A 25151-nucleotide genomic window follows, 5' to 3' on the forward strand; every position below is an offset into this window, starting at 1 on the left:
TCTCAACACGCTCGATGACCGGGAATACCTGCCGCCTCTATGCGTTTGCATAGCTGGGCAATGGATGCCCGGCCCACGCATCCGCCCTGAGGGCGATGCGACGACCACACCCGAAGGAAGACCCGCAATGACCCTCACCACGACTACCGCCGTGACCCGCGCCGACGAGACCAGCGCCCCGATTCTCGAGGTGCTCGCCGCTCGCTGGAGCCCGCGCTCCTACGACCCGACCGCCGTGATCGACGAGCAGGCACTCGCCTCCGTGCTCGAGGCAGGCCGCTGGTCGCCGTCGATGGCGAACACCCAGCCGTGGCGCTTCATCGTGGCCCGCCGCGGAACCGAGGCCTTCGACAAGATCGTGTCGAACCTCATGGGGTTCAACCAGGCGTGGACGCCGAACGCCTCCGTTCTCATCGTGAACGTCGCCGAGACCACCGACCCCGATGGCAAGCCGCGCGCCCTGGCCAACTACGACCTCGGACAGGCCGTCGCCCACATGTCGGTGCAGGCGCACCACGAGGGCCTGCACGTTCACCAGATGAGCGGCATCATCGCCGAGGGACTGCGTGACGCGTTCTCGATCCCGGAGAACCTCACCGCGATCACCGTCACCGCGCTCGGAACGGTCGACGCCCCCGAGGCGCTCGGCGAAGAGGGCGCGATCGCCCGCGAGAAGGCTCCCCGCGAGCGCCTGGCCCTCGACGAGCTCGTTCTCGTCAACGAGTAGTCGATACCGTTCCCTGAGCCTGTCGAAGGCACCCTTCGACAGGCTCAGGGAACGGACGAGTTACTTCCTGGCGTTGCGCCCATCTCCAGGGCGCTCTGCCACGACAGGGAATGCCCCGGTGTAGCCCTCGCGGGCGGCGGCGATCGCCTTGATGCGGTCACGGCTGGCGTACCAGCCGATGACGAGTAGCGGAATGATGAGCACGAGCGACGAGATCGTGATCGTTCCCACCGGAAAGTCGATGGCCATCAGCACGAGCACGGTGGCCAAGAACGCGAGCGTGAGCCACGAGGTGAACGGCGCACCGAACAGCCTGAAGGCCGGCCGCTCGAGCTTGCCCTCTTTGGCCCACTTCTGCAGTCGCATCTGACAGAGGATGATCGTGCCCCAGCCGCTGATGATTCCGAGCGCCGACACGTTGAGCACGATCTCGAAGGCCTGCTCGGGCACGATGGCGTTGAGTCCCACTCCCAGCAGGGTGATGCCCGCGGTCAACAGGATTCCGCCGTACGGTACGCCGGATTTGTTCATGCGCCCGGTGAACTTGGGCGCCGCCCCGGCTTCGGACATCGAACGCAGGATGCGACCGGTCGAGTAGAGGCCGGCGTTCAGGCTCGACAGGGCCGCCGTGAGAACGACGAAGTTCATGATGTTTCCGGCGATAGCCCCGACTTCCGGACTGCCGATGCTCGAGAAGAACGTGACGAACGGGCTCTCGTCGGCCTTGTACGCGGTGTAGGGAAGGAGAAGCGACAGCAGCAGCACCGACCCCACGTAGAAGACGGCGATGCGGATGACGACGGTGTTGACGGCCTTCGGCATGATCTTCTTGGGGTCGGCAGTTTCGCCGGCCGCGGTCCCCACCAACTCGATGGCCGCATACGCGAAGACGACACCTTGGATGACGAGCACTGCCGGCAGGAGGCCCTGGGGGAAGAACCCGCCGTTGTCTGCGAGCAGAGCGAACCCGGTCTGGCCGTTGCCGACGTCGGTGGGAAAGTTGAACGCCAGGAAGACGACGCCGATGATCAGGAACGCCACCAGGGCGACGACCTTGATGATCGCGAACCAGAACTCCATCTCGCCGAAGACCTTCACCGACACGAGATTCAGGCTCAGAACGATGGCGAGCGCGATGAGCGCGAGCAGCCACTGCGGAACGTCGGTGAACGCCGACCAGAACTTCACATACAGCGCCACAGCGGTGACGTCGACGATGGCGGTCATCGCCCAGTTCAGGAAGTACATCCAGCCGGCGACGTACGCCATCTTCTCGCCGAAGAACTCACGCGCGTACGAGATGAACGAGCCGGATGACGGCCGGTGCAGCACGAGCTCTCCGAGGGCCCGCAAGATGAGAAACGCGAAGAATCCGCAGATCGCGTAGACGATCACGAGCGAGGGCCCCGCTGACGCGAGCCGCCCGCCGGCGCCCAGGAAGAGACCGGTTCCGATGGCGCCGCCGATGGCGATCATCTGCAGCTGCCTGGGCTTCAAAGTCTTGTGATAGCCCTCTTGCTCATGCGAGAAGTCCTGCTTCTGGGGAGAGTCCTCGATCGGGTGCGAATCTCCCTGGGGAGAATCTGGTGTGGACATCGTCTGCCTCGTTTCAACTATCGCTTCACTGGTGTCCTAGCGAAGCGATACTAGCCCCGAAGAGGGGGCAGCCCCCGAAAGGGCGGCCCCCCATCTCGGGAAGCGAGAACGGGAGACGACCCCCGACTAAGCGTTGTTACCCTCCGGCGTCACCGTCAGCGCCTCGCCGACGTCGTCGAGGTCGACCCGAACCGTGTCTCCGTCACGGACCGTTCCCCGCAGGATCTCGGTCGCGAGGCGGTCATCGATCTCGTGCTGCATGAGGCGACGCAGCGGACGCGCGCCGTAGATCGGGTCGTAGCCCTTCTCGGAGAGCCAGGCACGGGCATCCGGTGTGACGGCCAGCTCGAGCCGGCGGTCGCCGATGCGGCGGGCCAGGCGATCGACGTAGAGCGAGACGATCTGCGCGAGGTCTTCGCGGGTGAGCGCCTGGAACACGACGATGTCGTCGAGCCTGTTCACGAACTCGGGCTTGAAGGCCTGGCGAACCAGAGCCTGCACGGCGTCCTCCTTTTGCTCCGTGCTCAGCGACGCGTCGACGAGGTACTGCGAACCCAGGTTCGACGTGAGGATGAGAATGGTGTTCCGGAAATCGACCGTGCGGCCCTGACCGTCGGTGAGTCGGCCGTCGTCGAGCACCTGCAGCAGCACGTCGAAGACCTCGGGGTGAGCCTTCTCGACCTCGTCGAGCAGCACGACCGAATAGGGCCTCCGGCGCACGGCCTCGGTGAGTTGGCCGCCCTGCTCGTAGCCGATGTACCCGGGAGGGGCACCGAGCAGACGCGCCACGGAGTGCTTCTCTCCGTACTCAGACATGTCGATGCGGATGAGCGCCTTCTCGTCGTCGAACAGGAAGTCGGCGAGCGCCTTGGCGAGCTCGGTCTTTCCGACGCCGGTCGGGCCGAGGAACATGAACGAGCCGGTGGGCCGGTCGGGATCGGCGATGCCCGCCCGCGAGCGCCGGATCGACTCCGACACCGCCACGACGGCGCGCTTCTGCCCGATGAGCCGCTTGCCGAGTTCACCCTCGAGGCCGAGCAGTCGCTCGGTCTGACCCTGGGTGAGCCGATCGACGGGGATCCCGGTCCAGGCAGCGATCACCGACGCGATGTCGTCGCTGGTCACCTGGTCGTTGACCATCAACGGGCCGTCCTGTTCGACGGCCTCCGCCTCGGCCAGCTGGCGCTCGAGAACAGGTATCTCGGCGTAGAGCAGCTTCGAGGCCTGCTCGAGCTTGCCCTCGCGCTGGGCGCGCTCCGCCTTCATACGCGCAGCGTCGAGCTTCTCCTTGAGCTCACCGACGCGGTTCAGACTCGCGCGCTCCCGCTCCCACCGGTCTTGCAGCTCTTTCAGGGCCGCGCCGCGGGTCTTGAGGTCGTCGCGCAGCTTCTCGAGGCGCTCCTTCGAGGCCTCGTCCTTCTCCTTCTTGAGCGCGAGCTCTTCAAGCTTCAGCCGGTCGACGCTGCGCCGCAGCTCGTCGATCTCGACCGGGGCCGAGTCGATCTCCATGCGCAGTCGCGACGCGGCCTCATCGATCAGGTCGATGGCCTTGTCGGGCAGCTGGCGTCCCGGAATGTAGCGGTTCGACAGCGCAGCCGCCGCGACCAGAGCGGAATCGGCGATCGACACCTTGTGGTGCGCCTCGTAGCGCTCCTTCAGCCCACGCAGGATCGCGATGGTGTCTTCGACGCTGGGCTCGCCCACCAGTACCTGCTGGAAGCGGCGCTCCATCGCCTTGTCCTTCTCGATGTACTCGCGGTACTCGTCGAGGGTGGTGGCGCCGATCATGCGCAGCTCGCCTCGGGCGAGCATGGGCTTCAGCATGTTGGATGCAGCGACACTGCCCTCTCCGGCGCCCGCACCCATGAGCGTGTGCAGTTCGTCGATGAAGGTGATGATCTGGCCGTCGGCGTCGTTGATCTCCTTGAGCACCGCCTTCAGGCGCTCCTCGAACTCACCGCGATACTTCGCGCCGGCCACCAGGGCGGCCAGATCGAGCGAGATGAGCTGCTTGCCCTTCAGCGAGTCGGCGACGTCGCCCGCGACGATGCGCTGAGCGAGCCCCTCGACGACGGCGGTCTTGCCGACGCCGGGCTCGCCGATGAGCACGGGGTTGTTCTTGGTACGCCGGGTCAGCACCTGGCTGACACGACGGATCTCGGCGTCGCGCCCGATTACCGGGTCGAGCTTGCCGCTCGCGGCGATCTCGGTGAGGTTGACGCCATACAGTTCGAGGGCGCTCTTGGCGTCCTCCTGAGCGGGGGCCTGCCCTGCCTGCATATGCCTGTCCTTCTTCTTCTCGTGGGGCGAGTCCGACGAGACGCCCTCAAAAACTTGAGCCTTGCTGACTCAACTTTATCCTCAACGCCGGGATGGCGCTACAGCATTCCCGTTCGATTCACCGGCGGTCGTGTCGGCCGTGCGTGGGAGCATGGATGCATGCCCGAGTCGATCTTTCCGCTCGTCGATGCGACGGAGATCAGCCGACTGGTCGGTCGCAGCGCCTTCGAACGGGGCCAGGCCTACTTCCGTCAGGGCGCGGTCGTCGATGTCGCGTGGAACCCCGCTACCCGTGTGGTCAGCGCCTTCGTGCAGGGAGGCGCACCCGAGCCCTATGCCTGCTCGATCACCCTCGGCACGACAGGTCGCGGATTCCGTCCGATCTTCAGCATGTGCGACTGCCCCGTCGGCATCGACTGCAAGCACGTCGCCGCCGCACTCATCGACACCAACGCGCGTGCCATGAAACCGTTGGTCGCGTCGTCGGGCCGACCCGAGGCATCCATCGCCACCGACTGGAAAAGCCTGCTCGGCTCTGCGGTCGACGTCACCGCAGACCGAGCGGCGGCCAACACAGAAGCGGCAGGAACCGTGCCCATGGCGCTGCAGTTCGAGCTGCGCGAGCGAGCCGCGCGCACGCACGACCGCTGGCGCGGCCCCACATCCACATCGGCATCGCCGCGTTCGTCGGCCGCCGTGGCCGCGACCCGCCGTCTCGGCGTGCGACCCGTGGTGCGCAGCTCATCGACCGGCGCCTGGGTGCGCAACAACCTCACCTGGGGCACCGTCGTGCATCAGGCCAATCGCATGAATCTCGACGCCGAGCAGCACCGGTGGTTCGCCGAGTTCGCCGCCGTGCAGCGTGCGAGCCGCGCCACCTACACGGGGCAAGACCTCGACTGGATCTACCTCGACGAATTCGCGAGCCCCCTGCTCTGGCATCTGCTCGACGAAGCCGCACGCCTCGGCATCGCGCTGGTGGGCGTCAAGAAAAACGCCACCGTGGGGGTCGCTCGGCGAGCGAGCGTGGGGCTGGATGCGTCGGCCGACGAATCGGGCGGCCTCGCGTTGGCCACCACGGTCGCGTTCGACGACGCCGAGGTCGATGTCGACTCGATCGGACCGGTCGGCGCGCACGGCCTCTATTCCTATTCACTGAGCTCGACGTTCGGCGTGACTCTCGCTCCCCTCGACGCCCCTCTCACCGACGAGCAGCGCCGGCTCGTCTTCGAAACGCCGTCGCACGTGATCCAGGTGCCCCGCGGCGAGAAGTCCGAGTTCTTCGACGACTACTACCCGCGCCTCCGTCGCATACTGCCGATCACGAGCGCCGACGAGTCGGTGAACCTGCCCGAGCAGGCGACGGCCACACTGGTGCTCACGGCGATGTTCGAACCCAAGGGTCGACTGCGCATCTCGTGGGGCTGGCGTTACGGCAGCTCAGCGCTTCTTCCCCTGAGCGCGACCGCTGCCGACAGTGCTCTGCGCGACGAGGCAGACGAAGATCGCATCCTCTCTCTGCTCTCGCACACGCTCACGGCGCGCGGCTGGGGTGGCGCCGATCCGAGTGTCGCTTTCGCCAGCCGAAACGTGTTCGACGGCGTCGATGCCGCCCAGTTCGTGGTCGAGGTCATCGATCAGATCGACGGCCGCGACGACGTGGTGGTCGAGACGGTGGGCACGCGTCCCGACTATGTGGAGCTGACCGAGGCCCCTGAGCTCACCGTCACCACCGTCGAGACCGACAAGCGCGACTGGTTCGACCTCGGCATCATGGTCACGGTCGAGGGGCGAACCATTCCGTTCGGCCCCCTGTTCACCGCGCTGTCGAAGGGCAAGAAGAAGCTCAAGCTCGTCGACAACAGCTACCTCTCTCTCGAACAGCCGGTCTTCGAACGACTCCTCGAACTCATCAACGAGGGCCGCAGCATGGCCGAGTGGGAGATCGACACCCCACGCATCAGCCGGTATCAGGCGAGCCTCTGGGCCGACTTCGAAGACCTGGCCGAAGAGACCGTCGAGGCGACGAGCTGGCGGGCCGCCGTATCCGGGCTCAACGCGATCGGCGCCGTCGACACGATCGCCGTGCCCTCGAGCGTCAAGGCCGAACTGCGGCCCTATCAGGTCGATGGATTCTCGTGGCTCGCTTTTCTCCACGCGCACTCGCTCGGCGGCATCCTGGCCGACGACATGGGGCTCGGCAAGACCCTGCAGACACTCGCTCTCGTGGCCCATGCGCGCGAGCAACCCGTCGCAGCCGACGAGACCCGCGTCCCCTTCCTCGTGGTCGCACCGACCTCGGTGGTGTCGAACTGGGTGGCCGAGGCGCAACGGTTCACCCCGCACCTCGTCGTGCGCTCGATCACCGCAACCGAGGCCAAGAGCAAGAAGAAGGTCGCGGCGATCTGCGCCGGCGCCGACCTCGTGATCACCTCGTACGCGCTGTTCCGACTCGACTTCTCGGCCTACAACGGCGTCGACTGGGCCGGACTCATCCTCGACGAGGCCCAGTTCGCCAAGAACCTCACGTCGCGCATTCACCAGTGCGCCCGCGACCTGAAGGCACCGTTCAAGCTCGCGATCACGGGCACCCCGATGGAGAACAACCTCCTCGAGCTCTGGTCTCTCTTCGCCATCACCGCCCCCGGGCTCTTCCCGTCGTCGCGCCGGTTCACCGAAGACTACGTGCGGCCCATCGATCGCGGCGAGAACCCCGAGCTGATCGCGCGGCTGCGCCGCCGCATCCGGCCTCTGATGATGAGGCGCACCAAACAGCTCGTCGCCCCCGAGCTGCCCGACAAGCAGGAGCAGGAGCTGCAGATCGAACTCGCTCCCAGCCACCGCAAGCTCTACGACGTGGTACTGCAGCGCGAGCGGCAGAAGCTGCTGGGCCTCATCGACGACCTCGACAAGAACCGCTTCATCGTGTTCCGGTCGATCACACTGCTGCGCATGCTGAGTCTGGATGCCTCGCTGATCGACGAGAAATACGCGAACATCCCCTCGTCGAAGCTCGATTCGCTCATGGAGCAGCTCGACGATGTGGTCGCGGAAGGTCATCGCGCGCTCGTCTTCAGCCAGTTCACGACGTTCCTGCACAAGGCCGCGGCCCGGCTCGACGCGCTCGGAGTGCCCTACGAATACCTCGACGGGTCGTCGCGCAAGCGAAAAGACATCATCGATCGCTTCAAACAGGGCGAGGCTCCCGTGTTCCTGATCAGTCTGAAGGCGGGCGGATTCGGCCTCAACCTCACCGAGGCCGACTACGTCTTTCTGCTCGACCCGTGGTGGAACCCCGCATCCGAGACGCAGGCGATCGACCGCACCCACCGCATCGGCCAGACCAAGAACGTCATGGTCTACCGCCTCGTGGCGGAGGGCACGATCGAAGAGAAGGTCATGGCACTGAAAGCCAAGAAAGCCGAGCTCACAGACGCCGTGCTCGACGACGAGGCCGCGTTCAGCCAGGCGCTCACGGCAGACGACATCCGCGGCCTGCTCGAGAGCTGACGGCACCCCTGCATGAGCAGGCCTCACCTCTGCCAGGTTGCACTCAGGACGCCCCTGTACCGTCGCCCGGGTTGGAAAAGCACCCCGCCGGTCGCCTCGTCGACCTGAGTCATGGCGGCTGCGCCCACACGGGGGGAACCCGATTACCTGCCCGATGCTCTACAGATCCTTGAGGTACTAACGCATGAGTGCACGACGCTCGGCACGATCCGCCGCCCTTCTACCCACGGGGCAGCGCACGAGTTTCCAGGCCCCGACGAGAGCCGCTCTCGCTGAGGCGACCCGGCAATCGCGCGCCCGCCCGTCGAGCTCGTCGCCGTTGCGAGGCCGCGGCATGCGCAACATCGCGCGGGTCGGCGTGTTCATCGTCGCAGCCGGTATGGCCAGCGTCACGGCCCTTCCCGCCTACGCGATGATGCCCACCGGCACCAACCCGGTCGCGAGCACGGTCAACGCGGGTCAGACCTTCGTCGACACCTCGGCTCCGGCCACTCAGACTCTCGATGTCGACGCCGAGGCGCAGGTCTCGGCCCTCTCGGCAACCCGCGACTCCTACAACTCGACCGACGCATCCGTTCTTCAGGCGCAGCGCGACGCCGAGGCAGCGGCTGCGCAGGCCGCCGCCGACGCCGTCACCGCAGCGGCGAGAGCCGTCGAGACGGCCGCGACTCCGTCGTCAGGCCCCAAGACCTTCGCACCGCCGCAGGGCGGTTACAGCGGCGAGGCCGTTGTCGCCTACGCAGAGCAGTTCGTGGGCGTCGTGCCCTACGGCTGGGGCGCAGACCCCAACGACAGCTTCGGATGCGATGGGTTGACCCAGTACGTGTACGGCCAGTTCGGCATCGCCCTGCCTCGCGGCGTCGACCACCAGGCGGCACTCGCAACGCAGATCACGCAGGACGAAGCAGTCGCCGGCGACCTCGTCGTCTGGCCCGGCGAGCACATCGGCATCTACGACGGAGCCGGCGGAGTCGTGCACTCCCCCGACTTCGGGCGCTACGTCGAGCACGCGCACAGCCTCTGGGGCAGCCCGGTCTTCTACCGCCTGTAGGTACAACGCTCTCCTGACGCGCCACGTCCGGACCGTCCGCCACCGAGGTGGCATACTCGCATCCGTGCCCTCGTACCGCTTCTCTGCTGCCATCGGGGCGTTGCGACCGGGGGTCGCCGCGGCCCGCCTGTTGCCCGAATTGACCGATGACGCACGCACCCTCGCCATCGTCGAGGCCTCGAGCATCGCGGTGGTGCGCGGCGAGGCCCGCATCGTCATCCGGTTCGCGGGCGACGACGACCAGGATGCGCGGAACATCGCGCTCGGCATCTTCGGTTTTGCGCGTGAACTCGCCGAGTTGACCGCTCCGGAGCTGACCTGCCGAGTGAAGAGCAGATGGATCGCCGTCTCTGACGAGTGACGCCCGTCGGGTGATAACATTCGGAATCGAATCTTTAACGATTCGATCGCCGCAGCGACGCGGGGGATGCCAGACTTGCCCCAGCCGCCCGGTTGTTCCGCCACTCGACGCAGAGGATGAGATCCGTGTCCACGCCCACGCTTCAGAACTTCATCAACGGCCAGTTCGTTCAGCCGCAGGGCACAGAGTTGCTCGACATCGTGAATCCGGCAACCGGCGAGACCGTCGCTCAGGCACCGGTGTCGTCGGCCGACGACGTCGATGCCGCCATGAGGGCCGCCAAGGCCGCCTTCAAGCCCTGGGCACGACTCACGCCAGGGGCACGGCAGCTCGCGCTTCTGAAGCTCGCCGATGCGATCGAAGCCAACGCCGATGCTCTCGTCGAGGCGCAGCATCGCAACACCGGACAGCCCCGCGACACGATCCGCACCGACGAGATCGAGGCGGGAGCAGACCAGATCCGCTTCTTCGCCGGGGCGGCACGCCTGCTCGAGGGCAAGAGCGCCGGCGAATACATCGAGGGAACGACGTCGTACGTGCGCCGAGAGCCGATCGGAGTGGTCGGCCAGGTCACCCCCTGGAACTTCCCGTTCCTCATGGCCATCTGGAAGATCGGCCCCGCCCTCGCGACCGGCAACACGATCGTGCTGAAGCCGAGCGACACCACGCCCGAGTCCACCCTCGAACTCGCCCGGATCAGCCAGGGGATCCTGCCCGACGGCGTGCTCAACATCGTTCTCGGCAACGGCGGCACCGGCGCCGCCATCGTCGAACACCCCACTCCCGGCCTCGTGTCGATCACCGGCTCCGTGCGCGCGGGTATGGCCGTGGCATCCGGGGCGGCGAAGACCCTCAAGCGTGCCCACCTCGAGCTCGGCGGCAAAGCCCCCGCCGTGGTGTTCGGCGACGTCGATGTGGCGAAGACAGCCGCCGCCATCGCCGACTTCTCGTTCTACAACGCCGGCCAGGACTGCACCGCGATCACCCGCGTGCTCGTGCACGACTCGATCCACGACGAGCTCGTCGAGGCGCTGTCGATCGAGGCGAAAGAGCGCAAGACCGGCAACGCCGACGACAGCGAGAACTACTTCGGCCCGCTCAACAACATCAATCACTTCACCGACGTCGTCACCAAGGTCGAGTCGCTTCCCGAGCACGCCGTCATCGCGACCGGTGGCCACCGCGTCGGCACCACGGGCTACTTCTTCGAGCCCACGGTCATCACGAACGTGCTGCAGAGTGACGACATCGTTCAAGACGAGACATTCGGCCCGGTCATCACTGTGCAGAAGTTCAGCACGGAGGAGGAGGCCGTGGAGCTCGCGAACGACGTGCGCTACGCCCTCGCCTCCAGCGTCTGGACCACCGACCACGCCACCGCGATGCGCGTCTCACGCGACCTCGACTTCGGCGCCGTCTGGATCAACACCCACATCCTCCTCACCGCCGAGATGCCGCACGGCGGATTCAAGTACTCGGGCTACGGCAAAGACCTGTCGATGTACGGCGTCGAGGACTACACGCGCATCAAGCACGTGATGTCGTCGCTCGAATAGGAGGCTCTCATGACCATCACGCACCGGTTGCCGCAGGAGCGGCGCATCACAGGGACCTTCCCCGGGCCGAAGTCGGCCGCCCTCATGGAGCGCCGCCGCAAGGCCGTCTCGGCGGGCGTCTCGTCTCTCGTTCCCGTCTATGCAGCGGATGCCGATGGCGGGGTCGTCGTCGATGTCGACGGCAACTCGTTCATCGACCTGGGCGCCGGCATCGCGGTCACCAGCGTGGGAGCATCCAACCCGGCCGTCGCGGCGGCGGTCACCGAGCAGTCGACGCACTTCGCGCACACCTGCTTCACGATCACGCCGTACGAGGGCTACGTCGAGGTCGCCGAACTCCTCGCAGAACTGACTCCCGGCGACCACGAGAAGCGTTCGGCTCTCTTCAACTCCGGCGCCGAGGCGGTCGAGAACGCCATCAAGGTGGCCCGCCTCGCCACCGGTCGAGACGCGGTCGTCGCCTTCGACCACGCGTATCACGGCCGAACCAACCTCACGATGGCGCTCACCGCCAAGGCCATGCCCTACAAGACCAACTTCGGACCGTTCGCGCCCGAGGTCTACCGCATGCCCATGTCGTACCCGTTCCGCGACGAGGCCGGCCTCTCGGGCGTCGAGGCCGCGAACCGGGCCATCCTGGCCATCGAGAAGCAGCTCGGCGGCGACCAGGTCGCCGCACTCATCATCGAGCCCATCCAGGGCGAGGGCGGCTTCATCGTTCCCGCCCCCGGATTCCTGCCCACTCTCAGCGCCTGGGCCACCGCCAACGGAGTCGTCTTCATCGCCGACGAGGTGCAGACGGGCTTCGCCCGCACGGGCTCCTGGTTCGCCAGCGACGACGAGGGCATCGTTCCCGACATCCTCACGCTCGCCAAGGGCATCGCGGGCGGGCTTCCGCTGGCGGCCGTCGTCGGCCGGGCCGAGCTGATGGATGCCGTGCATCCCGGCGGCCTCGGAGGCACCTACGGCGGCAACCCAATAGCGTGTGCCGCGGCAGTCGCATCCATCGCCCAGATGCGCGAGCACGACCTGGCCGGGCGCGCCCGCCACATCGAGGAGATCGTGCTGCCCCGGCTGCACGCCCTCGCCGACGCCACCGGGGTGATCGGCGACGTGCGCGGCCGAGGCGCCATGCTCGCCATCGAGTTCGTGCGGCCGGGCACCACAGAACCGGATGCCGACATCACGAAACGCGTCGCCGCTGCGGCTCTCGAGGCCGGCGTCATCATCCTCACCTGCGGAACCTACGGCAACGTGATCCGCCTGCTCCCCTCGCTCGTCATCGACGACGCCCTGCTTCTCGAGGGGATCAGCGTGCTCGAAGACGCTGTCCGCTCGGCCACCCGATAAAAGGACTTCTCCATGACGTTTCACCCCCTCGACCCGCTGAACGCCGACGAGTTCCGCGCAGCATCCGGCATCCTCACACGCGACAAGGGCGTCGGCCCCGGGTGGCGCTTCGCCTCGATCGAGATGGTCGAACCGTCGAAGGCCGCCGTGAAGCAGTTCGAAGCAGACGGCACCGTTCCCGACCGTCGCGCCCGCCTCGTGGTACTCAACCGCGCCGAGAACGCGACCTACATCGCGGTCGTGTCGCTCGCATCCGATGCCCTTCTCGAGTACACGCATGTGCCCGACGTGCAGGCCAACTTCACCGTCGACGAGTGGGAAGAGGCCGACGCCATGCTGCGCGGCAATCCCGACGTGGTCGCCGCACTCGCGAAGCGCGGCATCACCGATCTCGACCTCGTCTTCATGGACACCTGGACCTACGGCGCCGCCGTGATCCCGGAGAAGTACAAGGGCCGACGCCTCGGCTGGAGCGACACCTGGGTCAAGTCGCAGCCCGGCGCCAACCCGTATGCCGGCCCGGTCAACGGCTTCCACTGCGTGATCGACGTCAACAGCATGGAGTTGCTCGAGATCGAAGACAGCTTCACGGTCGAGAAGCCCGAGATCATGGGCGAGTACGTTCCGCACCTGATCCCCGAGCGCATCCGTGAGCACTACAAGCGACCGCCGCTGAAGCCGCTCGACATCGTGCAGCCAGAGGGCACGAGTGTCGAGGTCGACGGCAACCTCATCGAGTGGCAGAACTGGTCGCTGCGGGTGGGCTTCAACTACCGCGAGGGCATGACCCTGCACTCCATCTCCTATAAAGACGGCGACGAGGTGCGCTCCATCGCGAACCGCCTCTCGTTCTCAGAGATGGTGGTGCCCTACCGCGATCCGAGCGTCGACCACTTCCGCCGCACCGCCTTCGACATCGGCGAGTGGGGCCTCGGCTTCATGACCACCTCGCTGGAGCTCGGCTGCGACTGCCTGGGCGAGATCCGCTACATCGACGCCGTGATGCACGACTCGAAGGGCGAGCCGTACGCGATTCCGAACGCGTTCTGCGTCCACGAGGAAGACAACGCCGTGCTCTGGAAGCACGTCGATCACGACGCCGGCGCAGAGGTACGACGGATGCGCAGGCTGGTCGTCTCCTTCCACGTGACGGTCGCGAACTACGAGTACCTCGTCTACTGGCGCTTCTATCAAGACGGCAACATCGAGTGCGAGGTGCGCGCCACCGGAATCATGGTCGTCACGCACATCGACGAGGGCCAGGCGCATCCTCACGGAACGCTCGTCGACAACCGCACCTACGCGCCGTTCCACCAGCACTTCATCGTCGCGCGCATGGACCTCGACATCGACGGCACCGAGAACACGGTCGTGCGCAGCGAGACCCAGATCGTTCCGATCTCCGACGAGAACCCCCATGGTCTCGCGCTGGTTCAGGCGAACACGCCCATCGAGGTCGAGGGTCACGACGACTTCGACTGGAACACGCAGCGGGCGTGGAAGATCGTGAACGAGAACAAGCGCAACACGATCGGCAACCAGGTCGCGTACAAGCTGGTTCCGGGAGGAGCGATCCCCTCGTTCTTCGCTCCCGGCTCCGCCGTGCTGGAGCGCGCACAGGTGATCGGCCACACCGTCTGGGTCACACCCAACGACGAGAACGAGCGCTGGCCGTCGGGCGAGTTCGTGAACCAGAGTTCCATCGACCACGGGCTGCCCGAGTGGATCCAGGCCGAGCGCCCGGTACGTAACACCGACCTGGTGCTCTGGTACGTCTTCGGCATCCACCACATCACCCGCCAGGAGGACTGGCCGATCATGCCGAGCGACACCGTGTCGTTCTGGATGAAGCCGGTCTCGTTCTTCGACCGCAACCCGTCGATCGACGTGGAACCGAGTCCGGGCGCACACTGCGCACCCGGTCACGACCACGGCGACCACGCGAGTCATTCGGGTCACGACCACCACGCCCCCAGTACCGACGGCGGCCTGACTCACAACCACTGATAGATCCGACCCTGAGCCTGACGAGCGACCACCGCCTCGTCAGGCCCAGGCAACGAGCGAAGGAGCTCCCCCGTGACCCGCACAGCGAACTACGTCGTCGCCTACGAGGCGACCGAGCGCGGGCGGGAGGCCGTCGAGCTGGGCATTGCGCTCGCCCGACTCACCGACTCCGAGCTCCGCATCTGCCTCGTCCTGCCGCAGAGCACCGGGGTCCCCGCAAAGGTACCGGCATCCGCCGCCGACTACGAGGGCATCATCGCCCAGCAGGCGCAGCTCTGGCTGGATGAGGCCATCCAGAAGGTTCCGACGGATGTGACAGCCACGAGCCATGTGCTGTGGGCCGAGTCCACCTCGGAGGGCCTCATCGAGGCTGCCCAGGCCTTCGGCTCCGATCGCATCGTCGTCGGGGCCGCCCGCACGGGAATCCTGCAGCGCTTCTCGATCGGCAGCGTGGCGAACTCCCTCCTGCACGCATCCCCCGTGCCCGTCGCCCTCGCCCCGCGCGGCTACCGCGCACCCGAGCGCATCAGCCGCATCACCTGCGCCATCGGAACTCGACCGGGCTGGCAGGCCCTGCTCGACTCGATGGTGTCGATCTCGGAGGGACTCGACGTCGAGCTGCGCTTCGTGACCCTCGTCGAGGTCGGAGCGGGCGACTCCCGCCCGGTGACCAGCGACGAGCACCTTCTAACCGTGCTCGACTACTTCTCCGAGCGCGAGAAGACCGAGGGCATCCTCTCGACCGAGGTCGCGGAGGGCCCGAGTGTCGAGGCCGCCGTGGAGGCCCTCGGCTGGCGAGACGACGAGATCGCCTTCGTCGGATCGAGCCGGCTCGCATCCCCGAGCCGCATCTTCCTCGGCGCTACCGCCAACCGCATGCTGCACTCTCTTCCCGTGCCCCTCATCGTCGTTCCCAATCACGCCGCGTAGCGCCTCACAGTAGAAGGATCGACATCATGGCACGCAAGAACACAGCCTCCTCGTCAGCTTCCGGCACCGACGCCGGCGTCGACTTCATCGACGCGGCGGACGCGAAGACGGGTCTCTCGTCGAAAGGCCTCTCGGCCGGCTCGATCGGCCTGCTCGGGGCCACCGTCATCGGTATCTCGTGCATCGCGCCGGCGTACACGCTGACGGCGTCGCTCGGCCCGACGGCCGCCGCCGTCGGAACGCAGATGCCTGGGATCTTCCTCGTGGGCTTCCTGCCCATGCTGCTCGTGGCGCTCGGCTACCGTGAATTGAACAACGCGATGCCCGACAGCGGCACGTCGTTCACCTGGGCGACCAGAGCATTCGGGCCGTGGCTCGGATGGCTCGGGGGCTGGGGACTCATCGTCGCGACGGTGGTGGTGCTCTCGAATCTCGCGGGTGTCGCCGTCGACTTCTTATATCTGGCGATCGGCCAGGCGCTGGAGACCTTCGGCGTCGAGAACACCGTCGCCGATCTCGCCGGCAACGTGCCCATCAACATCCTCACCTGTCTGGTCTTCATGGTCGGCGCCTGCTACGTGTCGTATCGCGGTGTCGAGACGACGAAGTCGATCCAGTACTGGCTCGTCGGGTTCCAGCTCGTGGTGCTCGTCTGGTTCGCCATCGCGGCCATCGTTCACTTTGCCGACGGATCGGCCTTCGACGCCACCCCGTTCAGCCTCGAGTGGTTCAACCCGTTCGCCGTGCCCACCTTCTCGGCCTTCGCCGCTGGCGTCTCGCTCTCGATCTTCATCTTCTGGGGCTGGGATGTGACGCTCACCATGAACGAGGAGACCAAGAACCCGAAGACCACGCCCGGTCGAGCCGCCACGCTGACCGTCGGCATCATCTTCGTGCTCTACATCCTGGTGGCCGTCGCCAGCCTGATGTTCTCGGGAATCGGCACCGGCGAGCTCGGACTCGGGAACGAGGACATCTCGGGCAACGTCTTCGCGGCGCTGGCAGGCCCGATCATGGGGCCCTTCGCCATCCTGCTGTCTCTCGCCGTTCTATCGAGCTCGGCAGCCTCGCTGCAGTCGACCTTCGTGGGCCCGGCCCGCACGATGCTGGCGATGGGTCACTACCAGGCGTTCCCTAAGCGCTTCGCGTCGATCAGCCCGCGCTTCAAGTCGCCCGGTTTCGCCACGATCATCGCGGGCGTCGTCGCCTGGGGCTTCTACGCGGTGATGCGCGTGGTGTCGAACGACGTGCTCACCGACACGATCCTCACGCTGGGCATGATGATCTGCTTCTACTACGGGGTCACCGCACTCGCGTGCGTCTGGTACTTCCGTAAAGAGGCTTTCTCCGGAGCCCGGTCGTTCCTCTTCAAGTTCCTCGCGCCGCTGCTGGGCGGGGTGATTCTCGCGGTGATCTTCGTGACCACCCTGATCGACTCGATGAACCCCGACTACGGCAGCGGCTCGAACATCGGCGGGCTCGGCCTCGTCTTCATCCTGGGCGCGTTCCTTCTGCTCGCGGGCGTCGCGCTCATGTTCGTGATGCGCGCCGTGAATCCCGCGTTCTTCACCGGCAAGACGCTGAAACGCGGAACGTCGACCGACTGAGTCGTGCGCTGAGGTGCAGCTGCGAGGCCCCTCAGTGCTGAACGAGGGCGAGCGGCAGCGCGCCGCAGGGCACGCGCTCGCCGCCGCCGTGCAGCAGTGTTCCCGCCGCGATCGACGGATCCGTCGAGAGCACGACCCGCGACTGCGCGTTCACGAGAGTGACGCGTTCGCCGAGCCGGCCCAGCGCGGGCAGGAACCGGGCCTCGAGGGCCGACACCGTCACATCCACGCCTGCCACGCCGGGCTGCCCGCCCGACGCATCGAACACCGGCATGGTGAGGGTGAGAATGAACTCGTCGGTGCACAGGTAGTCCACGTACGGGCCCGTGATGTGGCTCGACTCGCCCGACGCTACGCCTCGCCACCACTCGAGCCGCGTGTAGTCGCGGAAGAACTCCGATTCGGGGTCTTCGACGACGGCGAGCTGCCGAGGCGGCAGCCGCTGCACAAGAGGATCCCCGGCCTGACGCACCCACCACGCGAGGTGCCACGCCGCGTCGTCGACGAATCCGGGAGTGGCCACGAACCCCGCCCCGATGACCAGCTGAGCGCCGTCGGCCAGTTCTGCCTCGGCGAGGGCTCGCACGCTGCCGTCGAGTGCCGCCTTGGTGATCGGATGCGCCAGGCCCGCGAGCGTGGTCGCGAACGCATCGCGCGCCCGACCCAGCGTGGAGAAGACGGTGTCGAAGGTGTCGACGACGAGGGCGACGCAGTGGTCGAGCGTGGTGGGCGCGCCCACCGTCGCCTCGTCGGCGCCGGCCCGGGTCTGATCCGCGAACGAGATGGCCCCGGCCGTCAGCACCGACAGCTGCTCGTCGACGATCATCCGCGCGCTCGCGCCGTCGCGTTCACCCAGGGCCTCGATCAGGGCGAGCTGCGAACGGAGCACCGCGTGACGCAGGGCCTGGTCGCGCATGCCGAACCAGAGCAGTGGCCCGTACTCCGCCTGCAGACGCAGCTCCTCGGCGACGAGCCGCGGCGATTGGGCGGCCGCGGCCACTTCCACGCGGAACAGCGCCTCTCCGCGGCGAGCCGAGACCTCGTTGTCGACATCGATCGACTGGGTGATCGACCGCAGATTCTCGATGTCGCTTACGCTGGCCCGAACCGCGGCCGTCGCGGCGACGGTGCCGCTGATCGCTCCGAGTTGCAGCGCGAGGTCGTGCAGCTGCGCCCGCGAGAACCGCGAGAGGCGCGCGGCGAGCAGTTCTCGCTGGCCCTCTTCGCTCGAGGTGATGAAGCTGCCTCCGTCACGTCCGCGGGTGGTACGCACGAGGCCCTGACCGCGCAGCGCGTCGAGCGCTTCGCGCACCGTCGACACGGCCACACCGAACTGCCGCGCCAATTCTGTCTCTCGGGGCAGGCGTTCGCCGTGCCCGACCAGGCCGAGCACGATGGCCTCGCGCATCCGCTGTTCGACCTGTTCACTGCGACCCGGGCCGGCCAGCGGCGCGAAGACCGCCGAACGAGCCTCTGCGGTGAGGCCGAGCGAACGCGACATCTGATCTCCCTGGGCTGCGGTTCGACGCTATCACCCGAAGGGCGCGTCAGCGCTTGGTGCTGCGCGTGACCGTGAACTTCGTGTTCTGACCGAGCACCTCGGTCGGCCCCACGATCTTTCGCAGCGTCGTGGCGTGCGAGAGCGAGCTGTTGAAGACGGTCCAGAGCTCGCCGCCCGACCGCAGCACGCGCGACGCATCGCGGAACAGCCCGAGAGCCGCGTCGGCGTGCACGGCCGCGCCCACGTGGAACGGAGGGTTGCAGAGAATCAGCCCGACCGACGCATCCGGCTGCGAGCGCAGCGCGTCGTCGCGCACCACGTCGACGCGGCTCTCGAGGCCGTTCAGCCTCATCGTCTCGCGGGCGGATGCGACGGCCGACGACGACTGGTCGCTCGCGATCACCCGCGCATCGGGCCGGGCCCGGGCGATCTCTGCCGCGAGAACGCCGGTGCCGCATCCGAGGTCGATGGCCACGCTGGGATGCGCCTGCATCTGCGGAATGAACGACAGCAGAAAACGGGTGCCGATATCGAGCTTCGTGCCCGCGAACGCGGCGCCCTGTGCCGCGACCCACAGCTGCAGATCGTCGTGGAACTCGCTGCGAACGGCCTCGGGGCCCGTGTCGTCCGCGGCCGATCCGGTCGGCCCGGAGGCGACGAGCACCCTCGACTTCTGCCGTGCCAGGCTGACGCGCAGCTCGGAGAAGTGCTTCGCGAGCACCTCGTTCATGCTGATCGAGAGGTGCTTGATGCGCCCACCCGCGAAGACGACGACCGACGGATGCGCGTGGCGCGCGATGAGCGCCGCCGCCTGCTCGAGTGCGGCGAGGGTGCGCGGAAGCTGCATGAGCACCACCGTCGCCCCCTCGACCAGCGAGGCGTCCAGGGCCATCGACTCGAACGATCCGGCGAGCTGCGTGCGGTCGCCGTTGCGGGCCAGGGCCCGTTCGCCGGTGAGCGCGTCTTGTTGAACCCGGATGCGCGTGGCCCCGTGCAGCCCCGCTGCGCCGAGCGTCAGCGCCCCGTATCGATCACCGATCACGACCACCTCGCCAGGGCCGGCCGCAGCAAGGGCATCCGCTGCCTCATCGAGGATCAGCCTGTCGCTTGCGTCGACGGCGAAGAGATTGGGGGCCTCGACGTCAGGAAAGCGGCGGAGGTCGTCGAACGAGAAATCAGGCATCCCCCCATCCTGACAGGGATGCGCGTGGGCTGTTATTCTGGTCGGCTCGCCAGACGGCGGCAGAGAGAAGCCGACCATGACCGACTACGTCAACGCGAACCGCGACAACTGGAACGACCGCGCATCCGCGCACGCCGTGCGCACGGGGGTGGGCTACCAGGTGCAGAGGTACATCGACGACAGGCAGCTCATCTCTGATGTCGTCAGGTTCGACCGCGAGCGACTCGGCCCCATCGAGGGGCTACGAACCGTTCATCTGCAGTGCCACATCGGCACCGACACCCTCTCGCTCGCCCGGCTCGGCGCCCACGTGACGGGGCTCGACTTCTCGCCGGTCGCCCTCGATGAGGCTCGAGCGCTGGTCTCCGAGACGGGCGACGCCGTCGATTTCGTCGAGTCCGACGTCTACTCGGCGATCGACGCGCTCGGCGAGGGCGGTTTCGACCTCGTCTACACCGGCATCGGGGCGCTCTGCTGGCTGCCCTCCGTCGACCGGTGGGCTGCGGTGGTCGCGGGCCTGCTGAAACCGGGTGGCCGTCTCTTCATCCGCGAGGGTCATCCGATTCTCTGGACCATGGATGAGCGGCTGAGCGACGATCTGCATCTGCGGTTTCCGTACTTCGAGCAGCCAGACCCGCTCGAGTGGGACGACGACGCGAGCTACGTCGAGACGGACAAGCCGATCACGGCCACGAAGACCTACGAATGGAACCACGGCATCGGCGAGATCGTGACGGCGCTCCTCGACGCTGGCCTCACACTCACCATGCTCGTCGAGCACGACAGCGTGCCGTGGCGGGCCCTGCCAGGGCAGATGCTGATGCGTCCGGGTGGCGAGTTCGCCCTCGACCAGCGAGCCGGCGTCGCACCTCTCAGCTACACGATCCAGGCGGTCAAGCTGGCGTCGTGAGCCGAGAGAGCCCCGTGTTCGCACGCTTCCGAACGGGTGTCCGGCAAGCGACGGTCAGGTAACCACAAGGTAAATCCCTGCTCGTTAGCAGCCGTTCGACACTACGGTCACTAGAGTGGCGACAACTGAAATGACTGCACCGGGCATCGCCCGACCGACTCTGTACGACCGATTCATTCGACCGGTCATCCCCGAGTCCGAGGTCTTCGAGAAGCCGCGCACCCTGGTGTGGGGCTTCGTGGGTCTGCACATCGTCTACTTTCTCGGCCTGCTGCCGAACATCATCGCCGGAACCGTCGAGGGCGACCTGCCCCTCTACCGGCGCTGGGCCGTGGCCGCAGAGACCTTCGGCCAGTGGCCGGGCATCCACTTCGAGTGGGTGTACCCGATCGGCGCGATTCTGCCGATCTCGATCTCCAACATCGCCGGCCCGCAGTTCTATCAACTGCTCTGGTTCGTGCTCATCGCCGCGCTCAACGCTGTGTCCATCATCGTGCTGTCCAACCGCGGTCGCTCGCGCCGCGGCATCCTGGCGTCGTGGTGGTGGCTCGGAATCCTCACGCTCCTGAGCCCCGTCGCCCTGCTCCGCCTCGAGGGCATCACCGCTCCCCTGGTGATCATCGCCCTCGTTCTGATCGCCCGTCGGCCGATCGTCGCATCCGCTCTTCTGGCGCTCGCCACCTGGATCAAGGTCTGGCCCGCCGCGATCTTCCTCGCGATCCTCGGGGCGTTCCCGCGTCGCCGCATTGCCATCGCCACCGGCGCCGTCTTCTCGGTCGGGGTCGCCGCGATCGTGTGGGCGCTGGGCGGCCTGCAGTACCTCCTCGGCTTCGCACAGATGCAGACCTCGCGCGGTCTACAGCTCGAGGCGCCCGTCACCACACCCTGGCTCTGGCTCGCGATCCTCGACCGCCCCGGCAGCCGCATCGTCAACAACACCGCGATCGCCACGCGCGAGGTCGTCGGCCCCTACGACCACGTGGCCATCGCGCTGATGACGCCGGCTCTCGCCCTCGCCGTCGTCGGCGTGCTCGCCCTCGTGGTGTGGGCGAAGCACCGCGGCGCCGACACCCAGAAGCTGCTGCTCGTCGCATCGTTGGCGCTGGCCACCACACTGGTCGTCTTCAACAAGGTGGGTTCGCCTCAGTACATGCTGTGGCTCGCCCCGATCATCGCCGTGGGCATCACGCAGGGGTGGCGCGCTTGGCGCACCCCCGCGCTGCTGATGGTCGCGATCTCGGTGCTCACCACCTTCGTGTTCCCCATCTTGTACATGCCCCTCATCGCCGGCGACCCGGGCGTCGCCATGCTGCTCACGGGTCGCAACATGCTGCTCGTGGTTCTTCTCGGATGGGCGGTGCGCGAGTTGATCTACCTCGGCGCCCGCGCCGCCGGCGCAGAACCACGCTTCGAGCGCCGCGCCCGCCAGCGCGAAGAGCGTCGAGCGCGCGTCGCCGTCTAGGGCAGGGGTAGCCTTTTCACCCATGCCCCCGCAGTCGTCTCCCCTCGCTCCCACCACCGTCGTCGGGGCGGAGAACTACCCGGCCGAGCTGGTCGCCGCGGTCGTCCGCGCGACCGAGGCCGCGGCATCCGCCTGCCAGCCCCTCGTGGGCTCGGGCGACAAGAACGCGGCCGACGAGCTCGCCGTCGCGGCGATGCGGGATGCGCTCGGTCGGGCCCCGTTCGACGGCACCGTCGTGATCGGTGAGGGAGAGAAGGACGAGGCGCCCATGCTCGCCAACGGCGAGCGCCTCGGCACGGGCGAGGGTCCGGAATGCGACGTCGCGGTCGACCCCCTCGACGGAACCAGGCTGGCTGCAGAGAATCTGCCGGGCGCCGTCGCCGTGATCGCGCTCGCCCCGCGGGCAAGCATGTTCGATCCGCGCGACGTGTTCTACATGCAGAAGCTCATCGCCGGTTCAGCGGGCATCGACGTGCTCGATGTGCGCAACTCGCCCGCGCATAACGCCGCGAGGCTGGCCGGTGCGCTGGGAAAGCCGCTCAGCGAGTTGGTCGTCGGCGTTCTCGACAAGCCGCGGCACGCATCCCTCGTCGCCGAGCTGCGCGAGGTGGGGGCGCGCGTTCATCTGGTCGGAGAGGGCGACGTCTCGATCGCGATCGCCGCCGCCACGCCCGGGTCGGGCATCGATGCGGTGATGGGCACGGGCGGCACCCCCGAAGGGATCATCGCGGCGTGCGCCGTGCGATCACTCGGCGGCTTCATGCAGGGCCGCATGGCGCCGCAGTCGGAGGAAGAGCGCACGGCTGCCGTCGCAGCGGGCCACGATCTGGATCGTGTGTTCACGCTCGACGAGTTGGTCGCGAGCGACCGAGTGCTCTTCGTCTCGACGCCCGTCACCTGAGCAGCGAGCTAGACCAGCACCCCTCGGGTCAGTCGAGTTCTGCCTGCGTGGGCCGCCAGATCACGATCTCGGTGCGCCGAGCGGTACGCGTTCCATGCTTCAGCGACACCACGTCGCCCTGCACATCGGCCGCGAAGACGCGACGGTTCGGCCGGTTGAGCAGTTCGTCGGCGAGTGCGCTCTCGAGCTCGCGAACGCGGCCGGTGAGGGCGGACACCTGATTCTCGAGCGTGAGGATGCGGGCGATGCCCTCGAGGCTGACGCCCTCCGCAGAGAGCCGGGCGATCTCGCGCAGCTGCACCACGTTGCGCATGGAGTAGCGCCTCGACTTGCCCGCCGTGCGCGTCGGGCTGACGAGCCCGAGGCGATCGTATTGGCGCAACGTCTGCGGATGCATGCCGGCCAGTTCGGCGGCCATGGCGATCGCGAACATCGGTGAGTTCTCGTCCATGGCCTGCCTTCCTGACTGGTTGTTGCGGGGTGTGAATCGCTCGGCTTACTCGTGCGCCTTCGAGAGCAACTCGAGGCGCGGGTTCTCTTGGGGCTCGACCGCGTGGAAAGCCTCGAGGGCCTCGCGCGCCTCTGCACTCAGATGCGCGGGAACGGCGACCTGGACGACGGCGAGCAGATCGCCGGTGCCCTTCGACGTCTCCACTCCGCGGCCCTTGACGCGCAGCACCCGCCCGGAGGGGGTGCCGGGGGCGACCTTCAGCTTGACGGGGTCGCCGCCGAGCGTCGGAACCTCGATCGTCGCGCCGAGGGTCGCCTCGACGAAGGTCACGGGAACGTTCACGCGCAGGTTCAACCCGTCGCGTTCGAATACGGGGTGTTTGCGCACGGTCACGGTCAAGACGATATCGCCTGCCTCGCCGCCATCAGGACTCGCTTCGCCCTTACCGCGCAATTTGATCTTCTGACCATCGGAGACGCCGGCCGGGATCTTGACCGTGATCGGTCGCCCGTCGGCCGTCTGCAGCTTGATGGTGTCGCCCTTGGTGGCGGTGAGGAAGTCGATCGTGGCACGCGCCGTCACGTCGCGACCACGGGTCGGTCCGCCGAAACCGCGGAATCCTCCCGACGATCCGCCGAAGAGTCCGCCGAGCAGGTCGTCGTACTGGCTTCCGGCTCCGGGCTGCGTGTAGGTGTACTGCTGTCCTCCGCGCCCGCCGCCGCCTCCGCCGAACATACCGCCGAAGACGTCTTCGAAGCCGCCGCCCTGCTGGCCGGGAGCCTGGAACCGCGCTCCGGAACCCATGGCGCGGATCTGGTCGTACTCTTTGCGCTGTTCAGGGTCGGAGAGCACCGAGTTGGCCTCGGAGATCTCCTTGAACTTCGCCTCGGCCTTGGGATCGCCGGGGTTGGAGTCGGGGTGGTACTGGCGGGCGAGCTTGCGATACGTCTTCTTGAGCTCGGCCTCCGAGATGTCCTTCGAGACACCGAGCACCTTGTAGAAGTCTTTGTCGAACCAATCCTGGCTGGCCATTCGTGTCCTTGTTCGTGTTCAGCCCTGCGACGAGCTCAGGGAACGAGGAGTTCCCTGAGCTCGTCGAAGGGGCTCTACCAGGTTGTGTGTTACGCGCTGACGGGCGTCGAGACGACCACCTTGGCCGCACGCAGAAGCGTGGAACCGAGGTAATAGCCCGTCTCGACGACGTCTGCGATCGTCTCGATCTCGACCTCGGCCGACGGCTGCTGGAAGATCGCCTCGTGCAGCTGCGGGTCGAAGGCCTCGCCCGCGGCGCCGAACGGCTTCAAGCCCAGGCGCTCGGTGCCGCCGCGCAGCTTCTGCGCGATGGATGCGAACGGGCCGTCTCCGAGATCGCCGTGCTTCTCGGCGCGGTCGAGATCGTCGAGAACCGGAAGCAGGACCTTCACGACCTCGCCGACCGTGCGTTCCCGCTCGATCTCACGGTTCGCCTCGGTGCGCTTGCGATAGTTGGCGTACTCGGCCGTGACGCGCTGCAGGTCGGCGAGCCGCTCTGCAGCCAGCACCTCGTCTGAGGCGGTCGACGACGACGCGGTCGAGGCGTCTTCGAGGAAGCTCAGGTCGGCGTCGGTCAACGAGGTCTCGACATCGGGGCCCTCGGCCTCGACGAACTCACCCTCGACGATCGGCTCGTCGGCTGGAGAAGCGCTCCCCGAGCCCGTCGCCGGGGTCTGAGCCGAATCCGGCTCGTTCCCTTCGGCGGGCTCAGGGAACGTGTTCTGGTCTGCCACGG

19 protein-coding genes are annotated in these 25151 nt (G+C 67.2%); 12 read left to right on the plus strand and 7 right to left on the minus strand.

All coding sequences use genetic code 11. The features are described 5' to 3' along the window. Nucleotides 1-127: 127 nt before the first annotated feature. Nucleotides 128-727, plus strand: a complete 600-nt coding sequence (locus ASE64_RS08725; RefSeq protein ID WP_055778858.1) for a nitroreductase family protein — start codon at nt 128-130, stop codon at nt 725-727. A 60-nt stretch (nt 728-787) separates the two neighbouring features. On the opposite strand, the gene ASE64_RS08730 is transcribed toward ASE64_RS08725, so the two are convergent. Together ASE64_RS08730 and ASE64_RS08735 are read right to left on the minus strand one after the other, a co-directional pair. Next, nucleotides 788-2323: an amino acid permease gene (locus ASE64_RS08730; RefSeq protein WP_055778861.1), complete on the minus strand. Its 1536-nt coding sequence runs from the start codon at nt 2321-2323 to the stop codon at nt 788-790. Nucleotides 2324-2449: 126 nt separating this feature from the next. After that, on the minus strand, nt 2450-4603 hold the full coding sequence (locus ASE64_RS08735) for an ATP-dependent Clp protease ATP-binding subunit (RefSeq protein ID WP_082466019.1): 2154 nt from the start codon (nt 4601-4603) through the stop codon (nt 2450-2452). Nucleotides 4604-4762: 159 nt separating this feature from the next. Here ASE64_RS08735 and ASE64_RS08740 point away from each other — a divergent pair, with 159 nt between their 5' ends. From ASE64_RS08740 to ASE64_RS08775, 8 genes are all read left to right on the plus strand, one after another. Further along, nucleotides 4763-8113: a DEAD/DEAH box helicase gene (locus tag ASE64_RS08740; RefSeq protein WP_055778864.1), complete on the plus strand. Its 3351-nt coding sequence runs from the start codon at nt 4763-4765 to the stop codon at nt 8111-8113. Nucleotides 8114-8297: 184 nt separating this feature from the next. Beyond that, nucleotides 8298-9164 (plus strand): C40 family peptidase, encoded by an 867-nt coding sequence (locus ASE64_RS08745; protein ID WP_082466023.1) that lies wholly within the window; start codon nt 8298-8300, stop codon nt 9162-9164. 64 nt (nt 9165-9228) lie between these two features. Next, entirely contained in the window at nt 9229-9525 is a 297-nt protein-coding gene (locus ASE64_RS08750; protein ID WP_055778871.1) for a hypothetical protein, read from the plus strand. 116 nt (nt 9526-9641) lie between these two features. After that, nucleotides 9642-11081, plus strand: a complete 1440-nt coding sequence (locus tag ASE64_RS08755) for a gamma-aminobutyraldehyde dehydrogenase (protein ID WP_055778874.1) — start codon at nt 9642-9644, stop codon at nt 11079-11081. A gap of 9 nt (nt 11082-11090) precedes the next feature. After that, complete coding sequence (gene gabT / locus ASE64_RS08760) at nt 11091-12431, plus strand: 4-aminobutyrate--2-oxoglutarate transaminase (protein ID WP_055778878.1); 1341 nt, start codon at nt 11091-11093, stop codon at nt 12429-12431. Between the two features lie 12 nt (nt 12432-12443). Then, complete coding sequence (locus tag ASE64_RS08765) at nt 12444-14438, plus strand: primary-amine oxidase (RefSeq protein ID WP_082466024.1); 1995 nt, start codon at nt 12444-12446, stop codon at nt 14436-14438. Between the two features lie 72 nt (nt 14439-14510). Then, the gene (locus tag ASE64_RS08770) at nt 14511-15368 is read left to right on the plus strand and encodes a universal stress protein (protein WP_055778881.1); all 858 of its coding nucleotides are present in this window, start codon (nt 14511-14513) and stop codon (nt 15366-15368) included. A gap of 26 nt (nt 15369-15394) precedes the next feature. Further along, nucleotides 15395-16975 (plus strand): APC family permease, encoded by a 1581-nt coding sequence (locus ASE64_RS08775; protein WP_082466025.1) that lies wholly within the window; start codon nt 15395-15397, stop codon nt 16973-16975. Between the two features lie 31 nt (nt 16976-17006). On the opposite strand, the gene ASE64_RS08780 is transcribed toward ASE64_RS08775, so the two are convergent. Both ASE64_RS08780 and ASE64_RS08785 read right to left on the minus strand, forming a co-directional pair. Continuing rightward, complete coding sequence (locus ASE64_RS08780; RefSeq protein ID WP_055778883.1) at nt 17007-18476, minus strand: GntR family transcriptional regulator; 1470 nt, start codon at nt 18474-18476, stop codon at nt 17007-17009. Between the two features lie 46 nt (nt 18477-18522). After that, nucleotides 18523-19659 carry a class I SAM-dependent methyltransferase gene (locus tag ASE64_RS08785; RefSeq protein ID WP_055778886.1) on the minus strand — a complete coding sequence of 379 codons (1137 nt, stop codon included), beginning with the start codon at nt 19657-19659 and terminating at the stop codon, nt 18523-18525. 76 nt (nt 19660-19735) lie between these two features. Between ASE64_RS08785 and ASE64_RS08790 the strand changes: the two genes are divergently transcribed. From ASE64_RS08790 to glpX, 3 genes are all read left to right on the plus strand, one after another. Beyond that, nucleotides 19736-20569: a class I SAM-dependent methyltransferase gene (locus ASE64_RS08790; protein ID WP_055778889.1), complete on the plus strand. Its 834-nt coding sequence runs from the start codon at nt 19736-19738 to the stop codon at nt 20567-20569. 115 nt (nt 20570-20684) lie between these two features. Beyond that, nucleotides 20685-22031 (plus strand): glycosyltransferase family 87 protein, encoded by a 1347-nt coding sequence (locus tag ASE64_RS08795; protein WP_156351734.1) that lies wholly within the window; start codon nt 20685-20687, stop codon nt 22029-22031. 22 nt (nt 22032-22053) lie between these two features. Beyond that, a complete protein-coding gene (gene glpX / locus ASE64_RS08800) occupies nt 22054-22932 on the plus strand; it encodes a class II fructose-bisphosphatase (RefSeq protein WP_055778894.1) in 879 nt (292 codons plus the stop codon). A 28-nt stretch (nt 22933-22960) separates the two neighbouring features. Here glpX and ASE64_RS08805 read toward each other — a convergent pair whose 3' ends face one another. From ASE64_RS08805 to ASE64_RS08815, 3 genes are all read right to left on the minus strand, one after another. Next, the gene (locus ASE64_RS08805; protein ID WP_055778896.1) at nt 22961-23383 is read right to left on the minus strand and encodes a heat shock protein transcriptional repressor HspR; all 423 of its coding nucleotides are present in this window, start codon (nt 23381-23383) and stop codon (nt 22961-22963) included. A 45-nt stretch (nt 23384-23428) separates the two neighbouring features. Further along, nucleotides 23429-24415 carry a DnaJ C-terminal domain-containing protein gene (locus tag ASE64_RS08810; protein ID WP_055778899.1) on the minus strand — a complete coding sequence of 329 codons (987 nt, stop codon included), beginning with the start codon at nt 24413-24415 and terminating at the stop codon, nt 23429-23431. An 89-nt stretch (nt 24416-24504) separates the two neighbouring features. Beyond that, nucleotides 24505-25149, minus strand: a complete 645-nt coding sequence (locus tag ASE64_RS08815) for a nucleotide exchange factor GrpE (protein ID WP_055778902.1) — start codon at nt 25147-25149, stop codon at nt 24505-24507. Nucleotides 25150-25151: the final 2 nt, after the last annotated feature.

This window comes from Agreia sp. Leaf210 (genome assembly GCF_001421485.1).
GTDB lineage: Bacteria > Actinomycetota > Actinomycetes > Actinomycetales > Microbacteriaceae > Agreia.

What these genes read in the sequence shown, in the direction of transcription:
- gabT (WP_055778878.1), top strand. Translation starts at nt 11,091, where the DNA reads ATGACCATCACGCACCGGTTGCCGCAGGAGCGGCGCATCACAGGGACC.
- ASE64_RS08740 (WP_055778864.1), top strand. Translation starts at nt 4,763, where the DNA reads ATGCCCGAGTCGATCTTTCCGCTCGTCGATGCGACGGAGATCAGCCGA.
- ASE64_RS08725 (WP_055778858.1), top strand. Translation starts at nt 128, where the DNA reads ATGACCCTCACCACGACTACCGCCGTGACCCGCGCCGACGAGACCAGC.
- ASE64_RS08805 (WP_055778896.1), bottom strand. Translation starts at nt 23,383, where the DNA reads ATGGACGAGAACTCACCGATGTTCGCGATCGCCATGGCCGCCGAACTG.
- ASE64_RS08775 (WP_082466025.1), top strand. Translation starts at nt 15,395, where the DNA reads ATGGCACGCAAGAACACAGCCTCCTCGTCAGCTTCCGGCACCGACGCC.
- glpX (WP_055778894.1), top strand. Translation starts at nt 22,054, where the DNA reads ATGCCCCCGCAGTCGTCTCCCCTCGCTCCCACCACCGTCGTCGGGGCG.
- ASE64_RS08735 (WP_082466019.1), bottom strand. Translation starts at nt 4,603, where the DNA reads ATGCAGGCAGGGCAGGCCCCCGCTCAGGAGGACGCCAAGAGCGCCCTC.
- ASE64_RS08765 (WP_082466024.1), top strand. Translation starts at nt 12,444, where the DNA reads ATGACGTTTCACCCCCTCGACCCGCTGAACGCCGACGAGTTCCGCGCA.
- ASE64_RS08730 (WP_055778861.1), bottom strand. Translation starts at nt 2,323, where the DNA reads ATGTCCACACCAGATTCTCCCCAGGGAGATTCGCACCCGATCGAGGAC.
- ASE64_RS08810 (WP_055778899.1), bottom strand. Translation starts at nt 24,415, where the DNA reads ATGGCCAGCCAGGATTGGTTCGACAAAGACTTCTACAAGGTGCTCGGT.
- ASE64_RS08745 (WP_082466023.1), top strand. Translation starts at nt 8,298, where the DNA reads ATGAGTGCACGACGCTCGGCACGATCCGCCGCCCTTCTACCCACGGGG.
- ASE64_RS08755 (WP_055778874.1), top strand. Translation starts at nt 9,642, where the DNA reads ATGAGATCCGTGTCCACGCCCACGCTTCAGAACTTCATCAACGGCCAG.
- ASE64_RS08780 (WP_055778883.1), bottom strand. Translation starts at nt 18,476, where the DNA reads ATGTCGCGTTCGCTCGGCCTCACCGCAGAGGCTCGTTCGGCGGTCTTC.
- ASE64_RS08785 (WP_055778886.1), bottom strand. Translation starts at nt 19,659, where the DNA reads ATGCCTGATTTCTCGTTCGACGACCTCCGCCGCTTTCCTGACGTCGAG.
- ASE64_RS08790 (WP_055778889.1), top strand. Translation starts at nt 19,736, where the DNA reads ATGACCGACTACGTCAACGCGAACCGCGACAACTGGAACGACCGCGCA.